Annotated in this window: 17 protein-coding genes; 11 read left to right on the top strand and 6 right to left on the bottom strand. The window is 57.2% G+C overall.

Annotation, left to right across the window (positions count from 1 at the left end):
* Positions 1-2 precede the first annotated feature (2 nt).
* From cydC to infA, 3 genes are all read left to right on the top strand, one after another.
* Positions 3-1739, top strand: coding sequence for a heme ABC transporter ATP-binding protein/permease CydC (cydC, locus tag AAZT04_RS04305; protein ID WP_434679069.1), 1737 nt, complete (start codon positions 3-5; stop codon positions 1737-1739).
* 30 nt (positions 1740-1769) lie between these two features.
* Entirely contained in the window at positions 1770-2495 is a 726-nt protein-coding gene (gene aat / locus AAZT04_RS04300) for a leucyl/phenylalanyl-tRNA--protein transferase (protein WP_149573109.1), read from the top strand.
* A 106-nt stretch (positions 2496-2601) separates the two neighbouring features.
* Positions 2602-2820, top strand: a complete 219-nt coding sequence (infA, locus tag AAZT04_RS04295) for a translation initiation factor IF-1 (RefSeq protein ID WP_002211347.1) — start codon at positions 2602-2604, stop codon at positions 2818-2820.
* A gap of 202 nt (positions 2821-3022) precedes the next feature.
* On the opposite strand, the gene clpA is transcribed toward infA, so the two are convergent.
* Together clpA and clpS are read right to left on the bottom strand one after the other, a co-directional pair.
* On the bottom strand, positions 3023-5302 hold the full coding sequence (clpA, locus tag AAZT04_RS04290; protein ID WP_020826106.1) for an ATP-dependent Clp protease ATP-binding subunit ClpA: 2280 nt from the start codon (positions 5300-5302) through the stop codon (positions 3023-3025).
* 27 nt (positions 5303-5329) lie between these two features.
* The gene (clpS, locus tag AAZT04_RS04285; protein WP_020826105.1) at positions 5330-5650 is read right to left on the bottom strand and encodes an ATP-dependent Clp protease adapter ClpS; all 321 of its coding nucleotides are present in this window, start codon (positions 5648-5650) and stop codon (positions 5330-5332) included.
* Between the two features lie 359 nt (positions 5651-6009).
* Here clpS and cspD point away from each other — a divergent pair, with 359 nt between their 5' ends.
* Positions 6010-6231 (top strand): cold shock-like protein CspD, encoded by a 222-nt coding sequence (gene cspD / locus AAZT04_RS04280; protein ID WP_004942590.1) that lies wholly within the window; start codon positions 6010-6012, stop codon positions 6229-6231.
* Positions 6232-6310: 79 nt separating this feature from the next.
* Here cspD and macB read toward each other — a convergent pair whose 3' ends face one another.
* Positions 6311-8257, bottom strand: coding sequence for a macrolide ABC transporter ATP-binding protein/permease MacB (macB, locus tag AAZT04_RS04275; protein WP_434679063.1), 1947 nt, complete (start codon positions 8255-8257; stop codon positions 6311-6313).
* Complete coding sequence (macA, locus tag AAZT04_RS04270; RefSeq protein ID WP_258557338.1) at positions 8257-9372, bottom strand: macrolide transporter subunit MacA; 1116 nt, start codon at positions 9370-9372, stop codon at positions 8257-8259. The genes macB and macA overlap by 1 nt, the downstream gene beginning before the upstream one ends.
* 192 nt (positions 9373-9564) lie before the next feature.
* Here macA and AAZT04_RS04265 point away from each other — a divergent pair, with 192 nt between their 5' ends.
* A complete protein-coding gene (locus tag AAZT04_RS04265; RefSeq protein ID WP_434679061.1) occupies positions 9565-10533 on the top strand; it encodes a VirK/YbjX family protein in 969 nt (322 codons plus the stop codon).
* Here AAZT04_RS04265 and AAZT04_RS04260 read toward each other — a convergent pair.
* Positions 10530-12194 carry an ATP-dependent endonuclease gene (locus AAZT04_RS04260; protein ID WP_434679059.1) on the bottom strand — a complete coding sequence of 555 codons (1665 nt, stop codon included), beginning with the start codon at positions 12192-12194 and terminating at the stop codon, positions 10530-10532. The genes AAZT04_RS04265 and AAZT04_RS04260 overlap by 4 nt on opposite strands.
* Before the next feature lie 192 nt (positions 12195-12386).
* On the opposite strand from AAZT04_RS04260, the gene AAZT04_RS04255 reads away from it, so the two are divergent.
* The 5 genes from AAZT04_RS04255 (at position 12387) to ltaE (ending at position 19255) form a co-directional block, all read left to right on the top strand.
* Positions 12387-13283, top strand: a complete 897-nt coding sequence (locus tag AAZT04_RS04255; protein WP_046374013.1) for a lysine exporter LysO family protein — start codon at positions 12387-12389, stop codon at positions 13281-13283.
* A 174-nt stretch (positions 13284-13457) separates the two neighbouring features.
* Complete coding sequence (hcp, locus tag AAZT04_RS04250; protein WP_349526009.1) at positions 13458-15107, top strand: hydroxylamine reductase; 1650 nt, start codon at positions 13458-13460, stop codon at positions 15105-15107.
* Positions 15108-15158: 51 nt separating this feature from the next.
* On the top strand, positions 15159-16163 hold the full coding sequence (gene hcr, locus AAZT04_RS04245) for an NADH oxidoreductase (protein ID WP_349526008.1): 1005 nt from the start codon (positions 15159-15161) through the stop codon (positions 16161-16163).
* Positions 16164-16343: 180 nt separating this feature from the next.
* Positions 16344-18065 carry a ubiquinone-dependent pyruvate dehydrogenase gene (gene poxB, locus AAZT04_RS04240; RefSeq protein ID WP_020826097.1) on the top strand — a complete coding sequence of 574 codons (1722 nt, stop codon included), beginning with the start codon at positions 16344-16346 and terminating at the stop codon, positions 18063-18065.
* Between the two features lie 173 nt (positions 18066-18238).
* The gene (ltaE, locus tag AAZT04_RS04235) at positions 18239-19255 is read left to right on the top strand and encodes a low-specificity L-threonine aldolase (RefSeq protein WP_020826096.1); all 1017 of its coding nucleotides are present in this window, start codon (positions 18239-18241) and stop codon (positions 19253-19255) included.
* A 36-nt stretch (positions 19256-19291) separates the two neighbouring features.
* Here the strand turns inward: ltaE and AAZT04_RS04230 are convergent, their stop codons facing one another.
* Positions 19292-19639, bottom strand: a complete 348-nt coding sequence (locus AAZT04_RS04230; protein WP_048761815.1) for a DUF1294 domain-containing protein — start codon at positions 19637-19639, stop codon at positions 19292-19294.
* A gap of 145 nt (positions 19640-19784) precedes the next feature.
* On the opposite strand from AAZT04_RS04230, the gene AAZT04_RS04225 reads away from it, so the two are divergent.
* Positions 19785-21224, top strand: a complete 1440-nt coding sequence (locus AAZT04_RS04225; protein ID WP_434679055.1) for a DUF2867 domain-containing protein — start codon at positions 19785-19787, stop codon at positions 21222-21224.
* The last annotated feature ends 53 nt before the right edge of the window (positions 21225-21277 follow it).

Here is a 21277-nt window from a genome sequence, read left to right as displayed (position 1 = left end):
TCATGCGCGTTTTGCTGCCGTTCCTGGCGCTGTACCGTCGCCACAGCCTGCTGATTTGTCTGGGCATTCTGCTGGCCATCATTACGCTACTGGCCAGTATCGGCCTGCTGGCGCTGTCCGGTTGGTTCCTCGCCGCCTCCGCCCTGGCCGGGCTGGCCGGCCTGTTTACCTTCAACTACATGCTGCCGGCGGCCGGCGTGCGTGGTGCCGCCATTTTCCGCACCGCCGGGCGCTATGCCGAACGGGTCGTCAGCCACGACGCCACCTTCCGCGTGCTGTCTCATCTGCGGGTCTTCACCTTTAAAAAGATCCTGCCGCTGTCGCCGGGAGGCATTGCCCGCTTCCGCCAGGCCGATCTGCTGAATCGACTGGTGGCGGATGTCGATACGCTGGATCATCTGTATCTGCGGGTAATTTCACCGCTGGTCAGCGCCGCCGTGGTGATTGTCGTGGTGACTTACGGCCTGAGCTGGCTGGACGTTTCACTGGCCCTGACGCTGGGCGGTATCCTGCTGTTGCTGTTGCTGCTGGTGCCGCCGGTATTTTATGGTGCCGGCAAGCCGATTGGCGGCCAGTTGACCGCCCTGCGCGGCCAGTACCGTACCGATCTGACCGCCTGGCTTCAAGGCCAGGCTGAGCTGGTGGTATTCGGTGCCGTGGATCACTTCCGCGCGGCTCTGGATGCCACTGAAAAACAGTGGCAGCGCCGTCAGTGGCAGCAAGCTTCGTTGGGCGGCATGGCACAGGCTTTGATGATCCTGGCCAGCGGCCTGACCGTGACGTTGATGTTGTGGCTCACCGCTGCCGGTATCGGTGGCGACAGCCAACCCGGCGCGCTGATTGCGTTGTTCGTGTTTGCCGCCCTGGCTTCGTTTGAAGCCTTGATGCCGGTAGCCGGCGCCTTCCAGCATCTGGGACAGGTGATAGCTTCCGCCACGCGGGTGAAGCAGGTCATCGATCGACAACCGGAAGTGACCTTCCCTGCCGATGGCCCAACTGCCGAAAAGGGTGCCATGCTAAGTCTGCAACAGGTTACCTTTACCTATCCCGGCCAGCCGCAGCCGGTGTTGCAGGACGTCACGCTGGAGATTACCGCCGGTGAACATATTGCATTGCTCGGCCGCACCGGGTGCGGTAAATCGACCCTGCTGCAGTTGCTCACCCGCGCCTGGAACGCCGACAGCGGACAGATGCGGCTCAACGGCCATCCCTTGGCCGCTTACGATGAAACCACGCTGCGTCAGATGACCACCGTCGTCAGTCAGCGAGTGCACATCTTTAGCGATACGCTGCGCGAAAACTTGCGCATCGCCGCCCCAACGGCAACCGACGAACAATTGCGCGAAGTGTTGCAGCAGGTCGGTTTGGACAAGCTGCTGGAAAACGAAGGGCTCAACGCCTGGCTGGGAGACGGTGGCCGACAGCTTTCCGGCGGCGAGCAACGCCGTCTGGGTATTGCTCGCGCATTGCTGCATCAGGCGCCGCTGTTGTTGCTCGATGAGCCGACCGAAGGTCTGGACGCCGAAACTGAACAGCAGATCCTGGCGCTGCTGCGCCGACATTGCCAGGGAAAAACGCTGATCCTGGTGACCCACCGCCTGTATGGGTTGGAACACCTTGACCGAATTTGCGTGATGGACGGTGGACGCATCGTTGAGCAAGGCGATCACCTCAGCCTGATGCGTCAGCAGGGGCGTTATGCCCAGTTCCGTCAACGTATCAGCGGTATACCGCTGTAAAAGGGCCTGTAGAGGACGCTGAGACCTTATATGCGCATTGTTAAGCTGTCATCGCAGTCGCTGGTGTTCCCCTCTCCTGAGGGCGCACTGCGCGATCCTAACGGTTTGCTGGCTATCGGCGGTGACCTGACGGCACCTCGCCTGCTTGCCGCCTATGAACGGGGCATTTTTCCCTGGTTTTCCCCCGGGGAAGCCATTTTGTGGTGGTCGCCCGACCCACGGGCAGTGCTGTTCCCTGCCGAACGCCATATCAGCCGCAGTCTGAAACGCTTTTTGCGCAACAACCCCTTTCACATCACGCTGAATCACGACTTTGCGGCGGTGATCGCCGCCTGTGCCGATCGGCCGGAGGAAGGCACCTGGATAGGCCCGGAGGTGCAGCGCGCTTATCTGCACCTGCACCGCCTCGGTTTCGCCCATTCGATAGAGGTGTGGCAGGATGACAAGCTGGTGGGGGGCATGTACGGCGTGGCTCAGGGCGCCCTTTTCTGCGGCGAATCGATGTTTAGCCGTACCCCCAACGCGTCCAAATGCGCTTTGATGGCTTTTTGCCGTCATTTTGCCGCTTATGGCGGAGAATTGATTGACTGTCAGGTGCTTAACGCTCACACTGCCACGCTGGGAGCGAAAGAGATCCCCCGAAGACAATTTTTGCAGCAGCTCAGCCAACTTCAGCGCAAGCCATTAGCGCCAGAGTGTTGGGCACCGCAAGTGTTACCCCCACAGCAGGTTGAACCACCCTCCCCAACAAACTAATTTTGCGGAAACGGTGCAATGTTCGCCGACACTTCTTTACATAATGTGGGTTTTTCGGCATTATCTTGCCGGTTAAAAACTAAGGTAGTTAGACCTAGAGGATTCGATGGCCAAAGAAGACAATATTGAAATGCAGGGCACCGTTCTTGATACGCTGCCGAACACCATGTTCCGCGTTGAATTGGAAAACGGGCACGTGGTAACCGCACATATCTCCGGTAAAATGCGTAAGAACTACATCCGCATCCTGACGGGCGACAAAGTCACTGTAGAGCTGACCCCGTACGACCTGAGCAAAGGCCGCATTGTCTTCCGTAGCCGTTAATCGGCTCACTCGTCGCCAGCCGATGGCGGCACCGAGGATGTAATGCCTCCGGAGCCCTTTCCGTTTACCCCCGTAGCAACGTTCAACATCGAGTTGCGAGAGCGCAGGTAAACTGAGAGGGCTCAATCATTTCTGTTGTGGTGAAATTCACCCATAAAAAAAGCGATGCCGAAGCATCGCTTTTTCTTTATCTGACCCGGCCTTAGTGCACCGCACCTTCATCCGCTTTACGCATCGACGCGCTGAGGAAGTGGTAAGTCAGTTTCTGATTGTCCTTGTCCAGCTCGACTTTCACCGAACCGCCGTCCACCAGTGAACCAAACAGCAATTCGTTGGCCAGCGGTTTCTTCAGGTTTTCCTGCATCACACGCGCCATCGGACGAGCGCCCATTGCACGGTCATAGCCTTTCACCGACAGCCAGTCACGCGCTTCATCGCTCACTTCCAACGACACGCCCTTCGCATCCAGCTGCGCCTGCAGTTCGACGATAAACTTATCGACAACCTGCTGGATCACCTCGGTCGACAGATGGTTGAACCAAAGAATGTTGTCCAGACGGTTACGGAATTCCGGCGTGAACACTTTCTTGATCTCTTCCATCGCATCGGTGCTGTTGTCCTGCTGCACCAGACCAATCGATTTACGTTCGGTTTCACGTACCCCGGCGTTAGTAGTCATCACCAGGATCACGTTGCGGAAGTCCGCTTTGCGGCCGTTGTTATCGGTCAGGGTACCGTTGTCCATAACCTGCAACAACAGGTTGAACACGTCCGGATGCGCCTTCTCGATTTCATCCAGCAGCACCACCGAGTGCGGATGCTTGAGCACCGCGTCGGTCAGCAGACCGCCCTGATCGTAACCGACGTAGCCCGGAGGCGCGCCAATCAGACGGCTGACGGTATGACGTTCCATATACTCGGACATATCAAAACGCAGCAGCTGAATATCCATCGCCTTCGCCAGCTGCACCGTCACCTCGGTTTTCCCGACGCCGGTTGGCCCGGCAAACAGGAAGGAACCGACCGGCTTTCGATCGTGCCCCAAACCAGCACGGCTCATCTTGATCGCTTCAGTCAGCGCTTCAATCGCCTGATCCTGCCCGAATACCAGCATTTTCAGACGATCGCCCAGACTTCTCAGTACGTCGCGATCGCTCGCCGACACGGTTTTCTCCGGGATACGCGCAATACGCGCCACCACAGATTCGATGTCGGCCACGTTGACGGTTTTCTTGCGTTTGCTTACCGGCATTAACCGGCTGCGGGCGCCCGCCTCGTCAATCACGTCGATAGCCTTGTCCGGCAAATGACGGTCGTTGATGTATTTCACCGACAGCTCGACCGCCGCACGCACCGCTTTGGCGGTATAACGCACGTCGTGGTGCGCTTCGTACTTGGTCTTCAGGCCGTTGATGATCTGAATGGTCTCTTCCGGCGTCGGCTCGGTAATGTCGATTTTCTGGAAGCGACGAGCCAGCGCACGGTCTTTTTCAAAAATGTTGCTGAATTCCTGGTAAGTAGTGGAACCGATAACCCGGATCTTGCCGCTGGAGAGCAGCGGTTTAATCAGGTTGGCGGCATCCACCTGCCCACCGGAAGCCGCACCGGCACCGATGATGGTGTGGATCTCATCGATAAACAGAATGCTGTTCTTATCCTGTTCCAACTGTTTCAGCAGCGCTTTAAAACGTTTTTCGAAGTCGCCACGGTATTTGGTACCGGCCAGCAATGAACCGATATCCAATGAATACAGCGTACAGTCCGCCATCACTTCCGGAACGTCGCCCTGCACAATGCGCCAGGCCAGGCCTTCGGCAATCGCCGTTTTACCGACGCCAGACTCCCCCACCAGCAGCGGGTTGTTTTTGCGACGACGGCACAGCACCTGAATAGCACGCTCCAGCTCAGGGTCACGGCCAATCAAAGGATCGATGCCGCCTACCCGTGCCAACTGGTTGAGGTTGGTGGTGAAGTTTTCCATACGGTCTTCCCCTCCGGACTGCTCTTCATTCACCGGGTTTTCCGCATTCGGCGCTTGGCCCGGTTCGTCTTTACGTGTGCCATGTGAAATGAAGTTCACTACGTCGAGACGGCTGACGTCGTGTTTGCGCAGCAGGTAAGCCGCCTGCGACTCCTGCTCGCTGAAAATCGCCACCAGCACGTTGGCGCCGCTGACTTCGCTGCGGCCGGAAGATTGCACATGGAATACCGCACGCTGCAGTACGCGCTGGAAGCTGAGCGTCGGCTGAGTGTCGCGCTCTTCTTCGCTGGCGGGCAGCGTCGGCGTGGTTTGTTCAATAAAGGCTTCCAGCTCCTGGCGTAACGCGGCCAGATCCACCGTACATGCCTCTAGCGCTTCTCGCGCGGCAGGGTTGCTGAGTAACGCCAGCAACAGGTGCTCCACGGTCATAAACTCGTGTCTGTGCTCACGCGCTCTGGCGAAAGCCATGTTGAGACTGAGTTCCAGTTCTTGATTGAGCATAAGCACCTCCCCAATAGTTGCCTAAATCTAGGCTTTTTCTAGCGTACAAAGCAACGGATGCTCGTTCTCCCTCGCATAACGGTTCACATGGACGACCTTGGTTTCCGCCACCTCGGCGGTAAAGACACCGCAGATCGCCTTGCCTTGATAGTGGACCGTGAGCATCAGTTGCGTTGCGCGTTCAATATCATAAGAAAAGAACTTTTGCAGAACGTCAATCACAAATTCCATCGGTGTGTAATCGTCGTTGTTAAGTATAACTTTATACATAGACGGCGGTTTTACCGCATCGATTTGTTTTTCCTCGGCCAAATGTTCGAAATTTAGCCAACCGTTGTTATTGCCCATCGCTGCTCATCTTCTCTGCTCTGTCCTTTAATATGGGGACAGGTTCCGGTTATTCAAAGTGGGGTATCATTACTATTTTATCATCTTCGCCATCATCCCGCCGCACTGGAACGTGCGCAAAAATCTCTGACGAATTGTTACCAAACAATGTCAAGATCGTTACCTGCTTCAAACTTTGATGAACTGCTCCCTGCCGACAAAAGCCGATCCCTTGACGTGATGATCATTTGCTCTAGAGTGTAAATTCGTGAGCTGGTGGTGTTTTAACCACTTTCAGGCTCATCTGCTACCTGCTTCTGGCGGGTGCGAATTCAGTTATTCATCTCACCTAAAAATAGCGTTGCGAGGGATGTAAAAGCATGGAGACGGGTACTGTTAAATGGTTCAACAACGCCAAAGGGTTTGGGTTTATCTGTCCTGAAGGCGGCGGCGAAGACATATTCGCCCATTATTCTACGATTAAGATGGATGGGTACCGGACACTCAAAGCCGGCCAGCAGGTCAGTTTTGATGTGCACCAAGGGCCAAAAGGGAACCATGCGAGTCTTATTGTGCCACTGGAAAGCGAGGCCCTGGCCTAACGCGCTTCCACAGAGTCAGTTTGAAACACCCCGCTAAAAAATGCCAGCCGCCGTGTGACTGGCATTTTTTATTCGCTGATTATTCGCGTGCCAGCGCGTCAATCGGGTTAAGCCGCGCCGCGCTGCGGGCCGGAAGATAACCGAACACCACGCCGATAGCGGTGGAACAGACAAACGCACTCAACAAGGCCGCCGGAGGGAAGCTGATTTGCCAACCCGGCAACACCAACTGCACCAACAGGCCGATGGCAAAGGACAACGTAATCCCCAAAGCACCGCCGACCAGACACACCAGCACCGCTTCAATCAGAAACTGCTGTAGTACGTCGCCGGAACGTGCCCCCACCGCCATGCGGATGCCGATCTCACGCGTGCGCTCCGTCACCGACACCAGCATGATGTTCATCACGCCGATACCGCCGACCACCAGTGATATCACCGCCACCAGCGTCAAAAACAGCTGCAGCGTACGCGTGGTTTTCTCTGCAGTCTGCACCAGGCTGTCCATGTTATAGGTGAAGACGTCTTTCTTGCCGTGGAGCAGCGTCAGCAAGCGCGTCAGCTGTTGCTCCGCCTCCTGGCTGTTGTAACCATCACGAATGCGCACGGTAATCGAATCAAAATAGGCGTTCCCCATCAGCCGATTGGCCATGGTGCTGTAGGGCACCCAGACGTTCAGCGTCTTGCTGCTGCCGAACATAGATTGCTTTTCCTTCGCTACCCCCACTACCGTCGCTGGCATATTGCCCACCAGGATCACCCGGCCTACCACCTCTTTCTGATTCGGGAACAGGCGGCGCTGGGTATTGGCGTCGATCACCACCGTCTGCGACTGTGATTGCACCTGCAGTTGATCAATGCCGACGCCCTCAGTAAAGGTCATGCCGTACACGCGGAAAAACTGTTCGCTGACGCCGTTAACGTTGGCTGCAACATCAACGTTACCCAGCCGCAGCCGCATACTGCTGGCGATGCTGGGTGACAATGCGCTGACGTAAGGCTGCTCGCGCAACGCGGCAAGATCGTCGTACTTCAATGCCTGGCGGAAAGTCGGATCGTCGTCACCAAAGTCCTTGCCGGGATAGATATCTACCGTATTGGTGCCGATGGATTTGATATCTGCCAGCACCATCTGTTTGGCTGCGTCGCCGATCACCAGGATCGAAACCACCGAGGCGATGCCGATAATAATACCGAGCATGGTCAGCGCAGTGCGCATCTTACTTGCCCCCATTGCCCGCCAGGCCATCACCAAGGCTTCGCGGAAACGTCCGATAGTTTGCTGCCAGGACGGCGCCGGCGTAACCATCTCCAGCGGTTTGGCGTTCGGGTTGCTCTGCCCATCAGGGCGTGAATCGGCAATGATTTCGCCGTCGCGGATTTCAATGATCCGCTCAGCCTGCTGGGCCACGGCCGGATCGTGGGTCACGATAATCACCGTATGCCCCTGCTCGCGCAGCTGCTTGAGGATGGTCATCACCTCTTCACCGGAATGGCTGTCGAGGGCACCTGTCGGTTCATCCGCCAGGATCACCTGACCGCCATTCATCAGCGCACGAGCGATACTGACCCGCTGCTGCTGACCGCCGGAAAGCTGGCTAGGTCGGTAACTGACGCGCTCGCTTAGCCCCAGGCGCTGTAACAGCGCCACCGCACGCTCACGTCGTGCCGCCTTGCCCAGCCCGGCATATACCGCAGGCACTTCGACGTTATGCGCCGCGCTCAAATGCGGCAACAAATGATACCGCTGGAAAATAAAGCCGAAATGTTCACGCCGAAGCCGAGCCAATGCGTCGCTATCGAGCGTCGCCACGTCCTGCCCGGCCACCCGATACACGCCGGCGCTGGGCTTATCCAGGCAGCCGAGAATATTCATCAGCGTCGATTTACCGGAGCCGGAGGCGCCCATAATGGCCACCATTTCGCCGGCCTCGATGCTCAGGCTCACGTTCTTCAGCACCGCCACCGTCTGATCGCCCGACTGATAGCTACGGCTGATGCCGCTCAGTTCCAACAATGCGGCCATCAGAGAGGCTCCGCGCCGCCGCGGCTGACGATCACTTCGTCGCCGATATTCAGTCCGCTGAGGATTTGCACGTCAATATTATTACGCAGGCCAATCGCCACTTCGCGCTTTTCCTCCTTGCCCTGCTTGAGGATCGAAACCTGATAGCGGTTATCCGCAATTTGATCGCCCAGGGCCGCCAAAGGGATAATTTGCGCCTGATTGACCCCCGCCAGTTGAATATGCACCTGCGCCGTCATTTGCAAACGCAGTAACCCCTCGGGGTTCGGCACTTCAAAGCGCGCGTAGTAGAAGATAGCGTTATTGACCTTTTCCGGCGTTGGTTGGATATCTTTCAGCACGCCATCAAAGCGTCGATTAGGATCGCCCAGCACGGTAAACCAGGCTTTTTGCCCCGGCTTCAGGCTGATGACGTCCGCTTCCGACACCTGGGCTTTTACCAACATGGTGCTGAGATCTGCCAGCGTCAAAATGTTCGGCGCCTGTTGCGCCGCGATCACCGTCTGGCCTTGAAGCGTGGTGATTTGCACCACGTCGCCATCCATCGGCGCTTCAATGCGGGTAAACGCCAGATTGATTTTTGCCGTGTCCAGGCTGGCCTGGTTTTTGGCGATTTGCGCATGAATGGTGCCTACCTGCGCCTTCTTCACTGCCAGTTGTGTGGCGGCCTGATCCAGATCCTGACGCGAGACGGCTTGCAGTTTGGCCAAGGCCTGATTGCGCTGCAGCGTAACCGCCGCCAGCTGTTGTTCCGCTTGCGCCTGCTGTAACTGGGCATGCAGCTCGCGCAGCGTCGCCTCGCCCTCGCGGATGCTGTTTTTCGCCTGCTGCGGATCAATCACGCCGAGCAACTGACCTTTCTTCACCCGGTCGCCAATTTCGACGTACAGGCTTTCCAACTGCCCGCTGACCTGCGCACCCACGTCCACCTTGCGAACCGCGTCGAGCTGACCGGTCGCCAGTACGTTTTGCTGCAGACTGCCCTGGGTGACCTTCACCGTTTTAAACTGGGTTGGCGTCGGGTGCCCAAAGTGCCAGACCGCCGGCACAGCGATAACCGCCGCTACGATCAGCGCCATTATCCAGCGTCGTTTGTGTCCTTTAAACCACGTCAAAATAGGTTCCTGCCTGTTGCAATTCATACTGCCAATAGCGGCAGCGGGGCTAAATTATCACGCACGATGCGGAATAACTAAACCTTAGCTCAACACAATGTGGAGACACGCTTGGTTACAGTTGGGCATTGACCTCTCGTTTAGTGAAGCCTTGATGAAATAGCACCATTCAATACAGTCAAGGATTTCATCATGTCACAGCTCAGCTACCCACTCGTATCTGCACGTCCGCTTAACAGCTGGCAACTGATGACGGCGCTGATCAATGGCGAAAAGACGCCGAGTAAAGCCTGGAAAAAAACGTCATTCCGCTTGAAGTTTATCGGCCGTTCGTTATTTTGCTGGCGCACCACCAGCGGCCTGCTCAGCACGCTGGCGTCCAATCCCCTGCTGGATGAGATCCTGAACGCGCAACCTAATCTGCCGTGCAAACTGCATCGTCCGTATCTGGCGGCCAACATGAGTAAAATCGAGTGCTTATTTGCCCTGCGCGACCACTACGATCTCAGCACCCAACGCATGCCAATGAAAATGCTGCTCGGTCATCTGAAAAAGCCTTTTGTGCTCGCCAGCGCCGAAGGCAAGAGTGGCGCCGCGGTGTCACTCGAACTGGCGGCCATCGACAACCTGAACAAGGAAGGCGAAGCCACCCTGCTGCTGCGCAACGCCAACGGTATTATGTTAGCGGAAATCACCTTTTCGCTGATGCACTATCAGCAGAAACCGACGCTGTTTATCGGCGGGTTACAGGGAGCTAATCATCAGGTACCGCATGCGGAAATCCAGCAGACCACTAAGGAGTGTCACGGATTGTTCCCGAAACGCCTGGCACTGGAAGGGATTTGCGCTCTGGCCCACCATTTGGGCATTCAGCAAATCGTGGCGGTCGGCAACGCCACCCATATCTACCAGAACTGGCGTTATCACAGTAAAAAGAAAGACAAGCTGCATGCCGATTACGATCAGTTTTGGGTATCAATGGGCGGCCAGATGCTTGAAAGCGGCTATTTTTTATTGCCGAAGAACATCACCCGCAAACCGATCGAAGAAGTGGCCAGCAAGAAACGCGCTGAATACCGCCGTCGCTATCAACTGCTGGACGAGTTGGAACTGGGAATGGCAGAGCACTTTCGTGCCCAGTCCCGTTTTACTTCGGTCTAATCGGCGCGGCCACGCGCCAGCCAGGTCACACGCGAAAACATTTTCTTCAGCAGTGGCGGCACCGAGTCCGTGCCCCACTGGCCAGCTTGCATCGCTACTTCGATCGCCAAATCGGGTTTCGAGGAGTGATGCACCGCCTTGAGGATCACCTTACGCACCGGCATCTGCGTATTCTTCGGCACCGAGGCCACCCGGTAGTAGACCGGGCTAAAGCCTTCGCGGAACATAAAATGCTCCATATCCGGTGCCGGTAACGCGGTCAGTCGGTCACGCTCGTTATCGTCGTGGTTATCCAACATGCTGCGTACGGTATTGGCGTACTTTTTCCCCGCTTCATCACCGTCCACCAAAGCATGCCATTCAATGCCCATGCGACGGGCGAACTTCAGCAAAGGTTTTAATCCGCATTGGGCGAACTCGATCACGCGTACGCCCTCTGCCTCAAAGTGATATCCGCACTGGCGCGCCAGCTCGCTCAACAGCCAGACCTCGGTCTCGCCTTCCACCAGCAACCAGCAGCGGGCAAACAGCGAAGATGGCCGATTAAAACGAATATGAAAAGCAATGCGGCGCCCATCCTCCGGGCTCAGCCCTCGCGGTCCCAGGCGATAAGTGGCGACGCGCCCGGACTCGCGCACCAACCGACAAACATGCTCTACCGGCACCAGCGACACCAGTTCACTGGAGTTGGTGGTGGTGATCCGTTGCAACGGCAACTGGTTAAGCAGCCCCCAGGCCACCGACAGCATAATCGGATGCAGACGGGTTTCCGGGTCCTCCACCAGCAGCAGTGGCCGGGCGTGCGGATCCAGCTTGATGCTGCCCTTGGCCTGCAGCAGCGTAGAAAACATTCCCAGCAAGATAAGCCGCATGCTACGGCTGTTAGGTTCTGCCACCATACGGTTGATGCTGTCCAGGGAGCGCCATGCCTGCTGATCCTGATCTTGATTCAACCGTTGCCGACGCGGCCGGGAGACCTGCGAACCCTGCTCGGCAAAGTAATGCTCCAGCAGTTGCTGCATTGCTGCCAACCCCTGCCGCAGCTCGGCGTTAGTCAGCTTTTGCGGGTTGCGCACCAATTCTCGCGTCAATTGATCCAACTGCTGGGACAGGGCCTTATTATCAGCCGGGTTTTCATCGTTCAGCGTGCTGGGCCGCAGACGGCGGATGAAACGCGCATCGCGCAGGCGCAATACCGGATGGATGCGAATAATGGCATGTGCCAGTTGCTCAATATGATGCAACTGCATCGCGTTACCGTCGGCATCCAGGAAGCCGCGCCAGGTACAAACCGTGCCGTCATCGGCCAGTTCACCTTCGCAGCGGTAATAAATTCGGTTGAGGTTATCCTCGCCTTTGACCCACAGCGGCGAAAGGTGGCGGTAACGGGGGAGATGAGCATGGCCGATGTCTTTCTCACAGAAGGTAAAGACCACCTGTAAATGCCGTTCTTTGGCCTCTTCCTCACCAGGGGGGAAATGAAAGTCATGCCCTTCAAAACGGTACAGCTTTTGCTCCGGCGCCAGCAGCAGGGTCAAGGCGTCCAACAAGCTGGATTTACCCCAGGCGTTTTCACCCAGCAGCAGCGTGTTGTCGTCCAACATCAGCGACAGCCGGTTAATGCCGCGAAAACCTGCAATCTCGATACGCTCTAAGAACATCTGTCGCCTCCCGTGCGCGCTGCCACCGTCCTTAATGGGGTGACCTTCTCTGAGCATGGTCAAAAAACCCCTTGCAGGTCAAGAGGACGACGTCAAATCTGCCGCTTTACTCCGGTCGCCGTTTTGGTTAGCGTGTGGGGCCTCGCCGGTCATCCTGGCGTCACCTGCCAAACAAAGGACGTAAGCTTCACCATGTATTCAGGACTGCTGATTATTCTCTTACCGCTGATTGCCGGTTACCTGGTTCCATTACGCAGCAGAACGTTACTGCAAACCATTAACCGTCTGCTGAGCTGGATGGTTTACGTGATCCTGTTTTTCATGGGTATCAGCCTGGCGTTTTTGGAAGATCTGAGCAGTAATCTGGTGCTGATTTTCCAGTATGCCTCGGTGTTCTTCCTGTGCATTCTCGCTGCCAGCCTGCTGATGCTGGCGCTGCTGGAACATAAAATGCCGTGGCGAAACAGCCATAAACAGGAAAAGCTGCCCTCGCGCCTGCATATGGCGCTGGAATCGCTCAAACTCTGCGCTGTGGTACTCGGCGGCTTCCTGCTCGGCCTGACCCAGTGGCAATGGTTGCAGTTTGCCAATAAAGGCAGCGAATACGCGTTAATTTTCCTGCTGTTGCTGGTCGGCATCCAGTTGCGCAACAGCGGCATGACCCTGCGCCAAATCGTGCTTAACCGACGCGGCATGATGGTGGCCGTGGTGGTGACGGTCAGTGCGCTGGCCGGCGGGGCGCTGGCAGCGCAACTGCTGGGGTTGCCGCTCAAAGCCGGGCTGGCCATGGCCTCCGGTTTTGGCTGGTATTCGCTTTCCGGCATTCTGATCACCGATGCCTACGGTCCGGTATTGGGCAGCGCAGCGTTCTTTAACGATCTGGCACGCGAGCTGGTGGCGATTATGCTGATCCCAAGCCTGGTAAGACGCAGCCGTTCCTCTGCGCTGGGCCTGTGCGGTGCCACCTCCATGGACTTTACCCTGCCGGTGTTGCAGCGCAGCGGCGGGTTGGAAATGGTGCCACCGGCGATTGTGCATGGCTTCCTGCTAAGCCTGCTGGCACCGGTACTGATCGCCCTGTTCTCCTGACCTCTTTTCCGGGGGCACCGCTCCCGGAAAGCGTAATAATTCCCATCCGCACAGCGAAATTGCGCTAAATCAAACTTCCCTTTGGTTACACCATAAAAACCTTTTTAAGCCTCGGTTGCCGATCTATGCTCTTAAACAAGCATTTAAAATGCAACTTTAAAAAAGGAAGCGATTATGTTCTGTGTGCAATGTGAACAAACCATTCGTACCCCGGCAGGCAACGGCTGCTCTTATGCCCAGGGCATGTGTGGTAAAACGGCGGAAACTTCGGACCTGCAGGATCTGCTGGTAGCGGCGTTACAAGGGCTGTCAGCCTGGGCTCTGCAGGCACGGGCTCTCGGGATCGTCGATCATGATATCGACAGTTTTGCCCCGCGCGCCTTCTTCTCCACCCTGACCAACGTCAACTTCGATTCTGACCGCATCATCGGTTATGCACGCGAAACTATCACCCTGCGAGAATCACTGGCGGCACGTTGCCGCCTGCTGGATGCCGGCGTAAGCGTCGATCATCCACTAGCCACGTTGCAGTTGGCCGGTGACGATATGCCTACTCTGCTGCAACAGGCGGCTCAGTTCGCTCTGAATACCGATAAAGCCGAGGTCGGCGACGACGTGCACGGCCTGCGAATGCTCTGCCTGTACGGCCTGAAAGGCGCGGCGGCCTATATGGAGCACGCCCACGTATTGGGTCAATATGACGACCAGATTTACGCCGACTATCACGCCTTTATGGCCTGGCTCGGCACCCAGCCGCGTGATGTGGATACCCTGCTCAACAACGCGATGGGCATCGGCAAGATGAACTTCAACGTGATGGCCATCCTCGACCACGGGGAAACGCAGGCCTATGGCGATCCGCTGCCAAGCGCGGTAAATGTCCGTCCGGTGGCGGGTAAAGCCATTTTGATCTCCGGTCACGATCTGAAAGATCTGCGCATGCTGCTCGAGCAAACCGAGGGACAGGACGTGAACGTCTATACCCACGGCGAAATGTTGCCGGCACACGGCTACCCGGAGCTGAAAAAATTCAAACATCTGGTGGGGAACTACGGCAGCGGCTGGCAGAACCAGCAGACCGAGTTTGCCAAATTCCCCGGTCCTATCGTGATGACCTCCAACTGCATTATCGATCCTAACGTCGGCAACTACGGCGATCGCATCTGGACGCGCAGCATCGTCGGCTGGCCGGGCGTCAACCATCTGGAAGGGGATGACTTCACCCAGGTGATCGCCCAGGCTCAAGGCATGAAGGGGTTCCCGTATACCGAAATCGAACATATGATCACCGTCGGCTTTGGCCGTCAGACGCTGCTCAACGCTGCCGATACGGTGATCGATTTGGTGGCGCAAAAGAAACTGCGTCACGTCTTTCTGGTGGGTGGCTGTGACGGCAGCCGCGATGAACGCAGCTATTTCACCGATTTTGCCCGCAGCGTCCCGCAAGACTGCCTGATCATGACGTTGGCCTGCGGCAAATACCGCTTCAACAAACTGGATTTCGGCACCCTGGAAGGCTTGCCGCGCCTGCTGGATGTCGGCCAGTGCAACGACGCCTATTCTGCCATCATGCTGGCGGTCAAACTCGCCGATACGCTCGGTTGTACCGTCAACGAACTGCCACTCAGCCTGGTCCTGTCTTGGTTTGAGCAGAAAGCGATCGTCATCCTGCTGACGCTGCTGTCGTTAGGGGTGAAAAATATTGTCACCGGCCCGACGGCACCGGGTTTCCTGACCGATAACCTGATGGCGATCCTCAACGACAAGTTCGGCATGCGTCCGATTACTACCGTTGAGCAGGACCTGCACACCCTGCTTGGTTGATCCCGTTTTTTGGGGCCGCAGATGCCGGCCCCTTTGCTTTTGAGGTGCCCTATGACCCAACCCAGCCCACTTTGCCCTAACCGTATGCAGGTCCATTCGATCCGACAGGAAACCGCCGACGTCTGGACGTTAAACCTGATCTGCGACGTTTTTTACCCTTATCAAGCCGGTCAGTTTGCGCTGGTCAGCATTCGCAATAGCGAAGAGACGCTGCGCGCCTATACCTTGTCTTCTTCCCCCGGCCAAAGCCGTTTTCTCAGCATCAGCGTACGTTGCCTGCCGGACGGCATCGGCTCTCGTTGGCTGACGCGTGAGGTTAAACCCGGCAACACCCTGTGGCTGTCTGACGCCCAAGGCGAGTTCAGCTGTGAACAACACCCGGCCGCCAGCTACCTGATGTTGGCTGCTGGCTGTGGCGTCACGCCAATCATCTCCATGTGTCGCTGGCTGGTGGCCAATCGTCCGGCCTGTGATGTCGCCGTAATCTTTAACGTACGAACCCCTGCCGATACCATTTTCGCCGAGCAGTGGCGCGAGCTTTGTGCCGCTCATCCGCAACTGAGGCTGACGCTGATGGCCGAACAAGATATCCAGCCAGGGTATCTCAGCGGGCGGATCAGTGCCGAAGTGCTGCGCCAGGTCGCGCCGGATATCACCGAACGCAGGGTGATGACCTGCGGTCCTGCGCCTTATATGACCCAGGCGGAGCAACTGTGCCTGCAGCTTGGCGTGCCGGCTTCCCGCTTCCATAAAGAACAGTTTCATACCCCGGCGGAAACCGATAGCGGGCAAGGTGCAACATTAATGCTGCGCTCCGCCCGGCCGTTGGGTCAATACCGTATCCCGGTAGGCAGCACGCTGCTGGCAGCGATGGAAGCCAACGCGTTGCCGGTCAACGCGGCCTGTCGCGCCGGGGTATGCGGCTCGTGCAAAACGCGCATCCTCGAAGGCGACTACACCACCACCAGCAGCATGACGCTCACACCGGCTGAAATCGCCCAGGGCTATGTGCTGGCCTGCAGTTGCCAACTGCAGGGCGACGTTACCCTCGCCTGACGCTTGTCGCCCCATCGCCAATGATGGGGCATTTATCGGCAAGCAGGCTTGGCACTCCCCTTCTACACTTTCCCGGTTGCGCGCTTTTATTACGTTCATCTGCTCAATAATCAATAAGCCATACCCGAGGAATTCAGACGATTGAAAATCAAGGGTATTTCTATCATGTTTGGGGGAAGTATGAAGCAAACCGTAGCCACGCTGATCGCCAAAACTCTGGAACAGGCCGGTGTGAAACGCATTTGGGGCGTCACCGGCGATTCACTTAACGGCCTCAGCGACAGCCTGCACCGTATGGGCACCATCGAATGGCTGGGCACGCGCCACGAAGAAGTCGCTGCCTTTGCCGCCGGTGCGGAAGCCCAGCTTACCGGCCAACTGGCGGTCTGCGCCGGATCTTGTGGGCCAGGTAACCTGCATCTGATCAACGGTCTGTTCGACTGTCACCGCAACCACGTACCGGTACTGGCCATTGCCGCCCATATTCCCTCCAGCGAGATTGGCAGCGGTTATTTCCAGGAAACTCACCCACAAGAACTGTTCCGCGAATGCAGCCACTACTGCGAGCTGGTTTCCAACCCGGAACAGCTGCCGCGGGTGCTGGAGATTGCCATGCGCAAAGCGATCCTCAATCGTGGGGTGTCGGTGATTGTGCTGCCGGGGGACGTGGCGCTGCGCATGGCACCGGAAGACGCCAGCATGGTGTGGCACACTCCGGCATTGCCGCTGGTGCAGCCGCCCATGAGCGAGTTGAACAAGCTGGCCGCAACCCTTAACAAGGCAAAAAATATTACGCTGATGTGCGGCAGCGGCTGTGCCGGTTCTCATGATGAAGTGGTCAAGCTGGCCGAACTGTTGCAGGCGCCGGTGGTGCATGCTTTGCGCGGTAAAGAGCATATCGAGTGGGATAACCCCTATAGCGTCGGCATGACCGGTCTGATCGGTTTCTCTTCCGGCTATCACGCCATGATGAACGCCGATACCCTGGTGCTGCTCGGCACCCAGTTCCCGTACCGCGCCTTCTATCCTACCAACGCCAATATCATTCAGATCGACATCAACCCAGGCAGTATCGGTGCACACTGCCCGGTCAATATGGCGCTGGTGGGCGACATCAACACCACCCTGACCGCCCTGCTGCCGCAGTTGGAACCCAAGAGCGACAGTGCCTTTCTTGACAAGGCCCTGGAGCATTACCGCAACGCGCGCAAAGATCTGGACGGCCTGGCCACCGCCAATGACGATCAGCCTATTCACCCGCAGTATCTGGCGCAACAGCTCAGCCAGTACGCCAGCGACGACGCCATCTTCACCTGTGACGTCGGCACGCCGACGGTATGGGCGGCCCGCTATCTGAAAATGAACGGCAAGCGCCGCCTGCTCGGTTCGTTCAACCACGGTTCGATGGCCAACGCCATGCCGCAGGCGATTGGCGCACAGGCAACCGAACCGAACAAGCAGGTGATAGCCATGTGCGGCGACGGCGGTTTCACTATGCTGATGGGCGACTTCCTGTCGTTGGCCCAGCTAAAACTGCCGGTCAAGATTGTGATCTTCAACAACAGCGTTTTGGGCTTCGTAGCCATGGAAATGAAGGCCGGGGGCTACCTGACTGACGGCACTGACCTGCATAACCCTGATTTTGCGGCGATAGCCAATGCCGCCGGCATCAAGGGCATTCGCGTGGAGAAAGCGTCGGATCTGGACGGCGCACTGCAGGAAATGCTGGCGCACCCCGGCCCGGCATTGCTCGATGTCGTCACCGCCAAGCAGGAACTGGCGATGCCGCCGCAGATCAAATTCGAGCAGGCCAAGGGCTTTAGCCTGTATATGCTGCGGGCGATCATCAACGGCCGTGGCGACGAAGTGGTCGAACTGGCAAAAACCAACTGGTTGCGTTAATGCCCCATCCCGGGAACAACGATCGCTGTTCCCGGTATTTTTTTCTCTTTTGTCATCAGAAAATCTGGCTATGATGAAAACCGCATTCTCTTTCACATTAGCTATCCCCAATATATTTCAAGTTGCAGCCAACAACGCTGCGGCTTGAAAGATGAAGGGGATAAGGAATTTTTATGCTTATTGATCTACGCAGCGACACAGTAACCCGCCCTAGCGCCGCTATGCGTGAAGCTATGGCCCAGGCCGAAGTCGGTGATGACGTTTATGGCGATGACCCCACGGTCAACGCACTGGAGGCGGAAGCGGTTCGCCTGTCCGGTAAAGAGGCGGCGCTGTTCTTGCCAAGCGGCACCCAGGCAAACCTGGTAGCGCTGCTGAGCCATTGCCAGCGCGGTGACGAATACATCGTCGGCCAGCAGGCGCATAACTATAAATACGAAGCCGGCGGTGCCGCGGTACTGGGTAGCATCCAACCACAGCCGATTGAAGCCAACCCGGACGGTACCCTGCCGCTGGACAAGGTCGCGGCGGCAATTAAACCCGATGATATTCACTTTGCCAGAACCCGTCTGCTGAGCCTGGAAAACACCATCAGCGGCCGCGTTTTACCGCTGGCGTACCTGCAACAGGCCTGGCAATTCAGCCGTGAACACAAGCTGGCACTGCATATCGACGGGGCGCGCATCTTCAACGCCGCAGTCGCGCTGAATGTGCCGCTGAAAGAGATCGTGCAGTATTGCGACACCTTCACCATTTGCCTGTCGAAAGGGCTGGGCGCACCGGTAGGCTCATTGTTGTGCGGCAGCGAAGCCTTTATTCAGCAGGCGATACGCTGGCGCAAAATGACCGGCGGCGGCCTGCGTCAGGCCGGTATTCTGGCCGCCGCGGGACTCTATGCGCTGGAGCATAATGTCGAACGGTTGCGGGAAGATCACGATAACGCCAAGTGGCTGGAGCAGCAGTTGCAAAACATTGGCGTGGAGATCGCCGAGCCGGGCGCGCAAACCAACGTACTGTACCTGCGTCAGTCCCCTGAATTGGCGGCAAAACTGGGCCCCTGGATGCGCGAGCGCGGCGTGCTGATCAGCAGCGGTCCGCTGACGCGTATTTTGACCCACCTCGACGTCAGCCGTCAGGATTTACAGCACGTGGTCGATTTGTGGCAACAATTCCTCAAGCAGCATGCCTGATGCATGCCTCAACGGGGCGCTAACACGCCCCGTGTTTTAGAGGATCCAGCGGCCGTAAACCCAATACCAGATCGCCAACGTTGCCACGACGTTCAACACCACGCTGAAGATAAACCAACTTTTGAACGGCTGTTTTTGGGTTTTGTGACGGAACAATTGCTGCGCAACGATCGCCCCAATCCAGCCACCCACCAGCCCGAACACCCATAGCGTGATTTCAGGCACCCGACGCCAACCCTTGCGCGCGGCCAGTTTATCGACACCGTACACCAATAACGTCAGCAGGTTAGCCAACAGCCACCACATCCAAATCGGATGCAGGAAAAATAAACTGGCGATCAGCGCCAGACCTAACAGGGCATAACAAACGGCATTGAGTTTCATATTTTTTCGGCTTAGCACAGACAAACGGTGCGTAGTGTGACGCTGCCTTAAGGTGGATGCAATGCCCGCATAACCACACAAAAAGTGCATTTAAACCCTGAGTTTGGCATGCTGTCATCGACTTCCACTGCATAAGGCAGCGCTAATGACACCTCAACGCGTATTGGTTCTTGGAGCCAGCGGCTATATTGGCCAGAACCTGATCCCCCACCTGATCGAACAGGGACACAGCATTACCGCTGCCGCGCGCCGCCTTGAATGGCTTCAGGAGCAGCATTGGCCGCAGGTCAACTGCCAGTATGTGGATGTCTACCAACCAGAAACCCTGACCGCCGCGCTGTGGGAGATCGACGCCGTTTATTATCTGATCCACGGTATGGGCGACGGTGATGACTTTATCGAAAAAGAACGCCAGGCGGCGGAGAATCTGCGCGATGCGCTACGCAACGCCAGCGTAAAACAGGTCATTTTTCTCGGTGCGCTGCAACCGGAAGGCGAGAGTTCACCGCACCTGGTGGCACGCAAGCTGACCGGGGAGATCTTGCGCCAGAGCGGCGTACCGGTCACCGAGCTGCGCGCCAGCATCATTGTCGGCCCCGGTTCGGCGGCCTTCGAAATTATGCGCGATATGGTCTACAACCTGCCGGTGCTAACCCCGCCGCGCTGGGTACGTTCCAAATCTTCGCCGGTCGCGTTGGAAAACCTGCTGGTGTATCTGGCCGATCTGTTGGCGCACCCGGCGGAAGAAAACCGCATTTTTGACGTCGCCGGCCCGGAGTACATCAGTTATCAAACAATGTTTGAACGCTTCATTGCCATCAGCGGAAAAAAACGCTGGCTGATCCCCATCCCCTTGCCCACCCGGTTTATCTCGGTATGGTTCATCAGCATGATCACCTCGGTGCCCACCTCGATCGCCAATGCGTTGATCCAGGGGTTGAACCACGATCTTCCCGCCGACGGTAAACCGCTACAGGCTCTGATTCCACAGACGCTGCAAACCTTCGATCAGGCGGTGGCGGCTACCCTGCGGCGCGAGGAAGAAGTGGTCGACTCCGCCGACTGGGGCTACGCTCCGGAAGCACGAGCCCGCTGGCGACCTGGCTATGGCTTCTACCCGAAACAGGCGGGCTGTTCGCTGGAAACCCAGGCCTCCAGCCAGGCGCTGTGGCATACGGTGCAGCAACTGGGCGGGAAAGAGGGCTATTTTTACGCCAATATCCTGTGGAAAATCCGTGCCCGCATGGACGATATGATCGGCAATCGCGTGGTTTATGGCCGCCCCCAGCGTGAGACGTTGGCCATTGGCGACCTGGTCGATGGCTGGAAGGTCATCACCATTAAACCGCTGCGGCAGTTGGCGTTGCTGTTCGGCATGAAAGCGCCGGGGCTGGGCCGGCTGGTGTTCACCATCAAAGATCATGGCGACCACCGCACCCTGGATGTGCGTGCCTGGTGGCACCCTGCCGGTTTTAGCGGACTGCTGTATTGGTTCGCCATGATGCCCGCTCACCTGTTCATTTTTCGCGGTATGGCGCGCCGTATCGCCAGGCTGGCCGAAGAGAACCCGCGCAATATGTCCTGACCATCGCTTATTTGTCGATCAACCGCACAGTTTACTGCTGCGGTTAGGGCCTT

This window comes from Serratia sp. Je.1.23.a (assembly GCF_051129805.1).
In the GTDB taxonomy this organism is placed as follows: domain Bacteria; phylum Pseudomonadota; class Gammaproteobacteria; order Enterobacterales; family Enterobacteriaceae; genus Serratia; species Serratia liquefaciens.
Note: the sequence above shows the minus strand (reverse complement) of the source record. Positions and strands in the feature narration are given on the sequence as shown.

Coding starts and splice junctions, on each gene's coding strand:
- infA (WP_002211347.1), top strand. CDS start 2,602: ATGGCCAAAGAAGACAATATTGAAATGCAGGGCACCGTTCTTGATACG.
- cspD (WP_004942590.1), top strand. CDS start 6,010: ATGGAGACGGGTACTGTTAAATGGTTCAACAACGCCAAAGGGTTTGGG.
- hcp (WP_349526009.1), top strand. CDS start 13,458: ATGTTCTGTGTGCAATGTGAACAAACCATTCGTACCCCGGCAGGCAAC.
- poxB (WP_020826097.1), top strand. CDS start 16,344: ATGAAGCAAACCGTAGCCACGCTGATCGCCAAAACTCTGGAACAGGCC.
- hcr (WP_349526008.1), top strand. CDS start 15,159: ATGACCCAACCCAGCCCACTTTGCCCTAACCGTATGCAGGTCCATTCG.
- cydC (WP_434679069.1), top strand. CDS start 3: ATGCGCGTTTTGCTGCCGTTCCTGGCGCTGTACCGTCGCCACAGCCTG.
- ltaE (WP_020826096.1), top strand. CDS start 18,239: ATGCTTATTGATCTACGCAGCGACACAGTAACCCGCCCTAGCGCCGCT.
- AAZT04_RS04225 (WP_434679055.1), top strand. CDS start 19,785: ATGACACCTCAACGCGTATTGGTTCTTGGAGCCAGCGGCTATATTGGC.
- AAZT04_RS04255 (WP_046374013.1), top strand. CDS start 12,387: ATGTATTCAGGACTGCTGATTATTCTCTTACCGCTGATTGCCGGTTAC.
- AAZT04_RS04265 (WP_434679061.1), top strand. CDS start 9,565: ATGTCACAGCTCAGCTACCCACTCGTATCTGCACGTCCGCTTAACAGC.
- AAZT04_RS04260 (WP_434679059.1), bottom strand. CDS start 12,194: ATGTTCTTAGAGCGTATCGAGATTGCAGGTTTTCGCGGCATTAACCGG.
- clpA (WP_020826106.1), bottom strand. CDS start 5,302: ATGCTCAATCAAGAACTGGAACTCAGTCTCAACATGGCTTTCGCCAGA.
- macB (WP_434679063.1), bottom strand. CDS start 8,257: ATGGCCGCATTGTTGGAACTGAGCGGCATCAGCCGTAGCTATCAGTCG.
- AAZT04_RS04230 (WP_048761815.1), bottom strand. CDS start 19,639: ATGAAACTCAATGCCGTTTGTTATGCCCTGTTAGGTCTGGCGCTGATC.
- clpS (WP_020826105.1), bottom strand. CDS start 5,650: ATGGGCAATAACAACGGTTGGCTAAATTTCGAACATTTGGCCGAGGAA.
- aat (WP_149573109.1), top strand. CDS start 1,770: ATGCGCATTGTTAAGCTGTCATCGCAGTCGCTGGTGTTCCCCTCTCCT.